Source organism: Streptomyces sp. OfavH-34-F (assembly GCF_022347745.1).
GTDB lineage: Bacteria > Actinomycetota > Actinomycetes > Streptomycetales > Streptomycetaceae > Streptomyces.
Map to the genome: position 1 here is coordinate 1 of NZ_JAKRGC010000480.1, position 3,443 is coordinate 3,443.

At 73.4% G+C, this 3,443-nt stretch carries 3 protein-coding genes; 2 read left to right on the forward strand and 1 reads right to left on the reverse strand.

Annotation, left to right across the window (positions count from 1 at the left end; genetic code table 11):
* The coding region (locus MHW47_RS33615; protein ID WP_239227634.1) for an aromatic amino acid ammonia-lyase at positions 1–1,527 on the reverse strand (1,527 nt) is incomplete at its 3' end.
* Positions 1,528–1,588: 61 nt separating this feature from the next.
* Here MHW47_RS33615 and MHW47_RS33620 point away from each other — a divergent pair.
* Both MHW47_RS33620 and MHW47_RS33625 read left to right on the forward strand, forming a co-directional pair.
* Positions 1,589–3,163 (forward strand): NAD(P)-binding domain-containing protein, encoded by a 1,575-nt coding sequence (locus tag MHW47_RS33620; protein ID WP_239227635.1) that lies wholly within the window; start codon positions 1,589–1,591, stop codon positions 3,161–3,163.
* Positions 3,160–3,443, forward strand: a 284-nt coding sequence (locus tag MHW47_RS33625; protein WP_239227636.1) for an alpha-hydroxy-acid oxidizing protein, incomplete at its 3' end; no start/stop codon positions are given. The genes MHW47_RS33620 and MHW47_RS33625, both read left to right, overlap by 4 nt.

Genomic DNA, 3,443 nt, shown 5'->3' on the forward strand with positions numbered 1-3,443 from the left:
CGCGTCCAGCGGGCGGTCCGGGTCGACCGGGGGAATCGCCGCGGCGAGCGTGTCGAGGAGTTCCGCGCAGCGGGCGGCGGTGGGGCGGCGGGCGCCGACGTGGGCCGCCTGGCGCAGACCGAGGGCGAGGGAACCGGTCAGCAGGCCGAGCAGCTCCGCCATGTCGTAGGAGCGCAGCGCGGCCTGGGTGCCGAAGGGGACGACGTCCTGATTGTGCAGGTTCGTCGGGAGGCTCTGCATGCCGGCCGGGGTGGCGTTGCGGCGGATCTCCGCGACGAAGGCGGTGGCGGCCAGTTGCACGCCCTGGAGGCCGTGCTGGAGGCCCGGCGCGGTGGCGAGCATCGGCGGCAGTCCGCCGTTGCGGGCCGGATCGGTGAGCAGGTCGAGCTGGCGCTCGGCGAGGTTGCCCAGCTGGGCGGTGACGGAGGCGAGGAGGTCGGCCGCGAACGCGGCGGGCTGTCCGAAGAAGTTGCCGCCGTGCACCACCTTGCCCGCCCGGCCACCGTCACCATCGCCGGGGCCGCCGTCGCCGTAGTCGCCGTCGCCGTCGCCGTCGCCGTCGCCGTCGCCGGGGAAGAACAGCGGGTTGTCGCTGACTCCGGCGAGGTCGGCGGTGACCACGCCGTCCACGTACCCCAGCGCGTCCTCGGCGGCGCCGAGCAGCTGCGGGGCGCAGCGGATGCTGTACGGCTCCTGGAGCGGCCGGGTGCCCGAGGGGCGGAGTCCGTCGAGGGTCTCTCGCATGCGTGCGCCGGTCATGGCCGCCCCGGGGTGTCCGTAGGCCCGCAGGAGGTCGTCGTCCAGGAAGCCGGAGTCGCAGCCCAGCAGGTCGGCGAGGAGGCAGGTGAGCGTGGTGAGCGACCGGTGGGCGGTGCGGACGGCGTCACGGGCCAGGGCCAGGGCGGCGGTGGTGACGGAGGTTCCGTTGACGAGGGCGAGCGCGTCGCGGCCGTCCAGGGCGAGCGGGCGCAGCCCGGCGGCGGCCAGCGCCCGGTCGGCGGGCATCCGGTGGCCGTCCAGGTAGGCGTGGCCGCGGCCGCGCAGGGCCTGGGTGGCGTAGGCGAGCGGGATGAGGTCGCCGCTGGCTCCGACGGAGCCGTAGCGGGGCACGGCCGGGCAGAACGTCGTGGCGAACATGGCGGCGAGCCGGTCGACGACCTCGGCGGAGACGCCGGAGAGGCCCTGGGCGAGGGACCAGGTACGCAGCAGGAGGGCGGCGCGGCAGATCTCCGGCGGCAGGTCCGGTCCCTGGCCGGCGCCGAGGTGGGCCAGGGTGTTGTCGCACTGGTCCGCCTCGTCGGGCCGGCCGGCGTATCCCACGAGGGCGCCGAAGCCCGTCGTGGCGCCGTAGATGGGGCGGGCCGCGCCGCTGTCGTCGTGCCGCAGGCCGTGGAAGAAGCGGCGGCCCCGGTCCAGGCGGGACCGGGAGCGGGCGTCCACGGCGACGGTGAGCGGCGTCGCCGCTCGGCGCAGGGCGGCGGAGTCCAGGGGGCGGCTGAGCGGGAGGGAGTCAGGGGTGGTGGGCACGGGGGAAACGTAGGCGGGGAATCTCAGAGCGCTCTGAAATCGGGTGGCTAGCTTCCGGTCCATGACCCATGACTATCTGATCATCGGTGCGGGGCCCGGTGGGCTCCAGCTCGCCTCCCTGCTGGAGCGGGACGGCGCGGACTACGTGGTCCTGGAGCGCGGCAGTGGTCCGGGTACGTTCTTCACGCGGTTCCCCAGGCACCGCTTCCTCATCTCGAACAACAAGGTGCACACGGGGTACGACGACCCGGAGCTGCGGCTGCGGATGGACTGGAACTCCCTGCTCAGCGACGACCCGGAGCTGGTGTTCACCCGCTACAGCCCCCGGTACTTCCCGCCGGCCGACGACCTGGTGCGCTATCTGACGGACTTCGCCGCCGGGACCGGGGTGCGGGTGCGGTACGACACGTCCGTGGTGGGGGTGTCCCGGGACGAGGAGGGGTTCACCGTCACCGGGCACACCGGTGAGGTGTGGCGGGCGCGCCATCTGGTGGTCGCCACCGGGATGCCCGTCGCGAACCTGCCCGCGATCCCCGGTGTGGAGCTGGCCGAGCGCTACGACACGATCGACACCGATCCGCGTTCCTTCACCGATCAGCGGGTGCTCATCATCGGCCGGGGGAACTCCGCGTTCGAGACGGCGGAGAACCTGATGGAGACGGCGGCGGTCATCCATCTCGTCGGTTCCGGCTCGCTGAAGATGGCCTGGCGCACCCACTACGTGGGGCATCTGCGCGCGGTCTACAACAACTTCCTGGACAGCTACCAGCTGAAGTCGCAGAACGCCCTGCTCGACGGCCGGGTCCTGGCCATCCGGCGCGAACCGGACGGGTTCCGCGTGCCGGTCGCCTTCGAGCGGGTCGACGAGGTGGTCAGGGAGATCCGCTACGACCGGGTGATCGTCGCCACCGGATTCCGGTTCGACACCTCGGTCTTCGACGACACCTGTGTGCCGGACCTCGTCGTCGACGGCCGCTTCCCGGCGCTGACCCCGCTCGGCGAGTCCGTCAACGTGCCCGGACTGTACTTCGCCGGGACGCTGATGCAGGGCCGCTCCTTCGGGAAGTCGACGACCGGTTTCATCCACGGTTTCCGGTACGCGGTGCGCGCCCTGCACCGGGGGCTGCGGCAGCGCCATGCCGGTGTGCCGTGGCCGTCGGCGGACCTCGGGGACTCCACCGCGCGGGCCGTGGATGCGGTGATCCGCCGGATCAACCGGTCCTCCGCGCTGTGGCAGCAGTTCGCCGTCCTGGGCGACCTCCTGCTGCTCGGCCCGGACGGCACGTTCCGGTACGCCGAGGAGGTGCCCGTCGACCATGTGCCGGGGGCCGTGCGGGACGGGGACTTCGGTGAGGTGGCCGCGTACGCGGTGATCACCCTGGAGTACGGGGAGGACCACGACCGGGTGGACCCCTTCGACGTCACGGCGGGCCGCAAGTCCCAGCAGGACGCGTCGGGTCTGGACGGCCGCTATCTGCATCCGGTCGTCCGCTGGTACCGGGACGGGGAGTTCGTGGCCGACCACCACCTCGCGGAGAACCTGGAGAACGAGTGGGACAGCGAGGAGGTGCACCGCGCCCCGCTGCACGCCTTCCTCACCGCGCGGTGCTCCCCCGCCGCCCGGGTGGCGCCGTGACGGTCCGTGAACTGTGCGAACGGGCCCGGCAGGTGCTGGACCCGGTCGTCTTCGACTACGTGGCGGGGGGCGCGGACGAGGAACGCGTGCTCGCCGGCAACGAGCGCGCCTTCGGCAGGTACGCCCTGCTGCCCCGGGTCCTGAGCGGCGGCGAGGACCGGGACACCCGCGTCGATCTGCCGGGCGCGCCAGGGGCGTCCCCGGTGTTCGTGGCGCCCACCGCGTTCCACCGGCTGGTGCACCGCGACGGCGAGCGGGCGACGGCGCGGGCCGCCGCTGC

Bases quoted from the DNA above. Each gene is read 5' to 3' on its own strand.
- MHW47_RS33620 (WP_239227635.1), top strand. From the start codon at position 1,589: ATGACCCATGACTATCTGATCATCGGTGCGGGGCCCGGTGGGCTCCAG.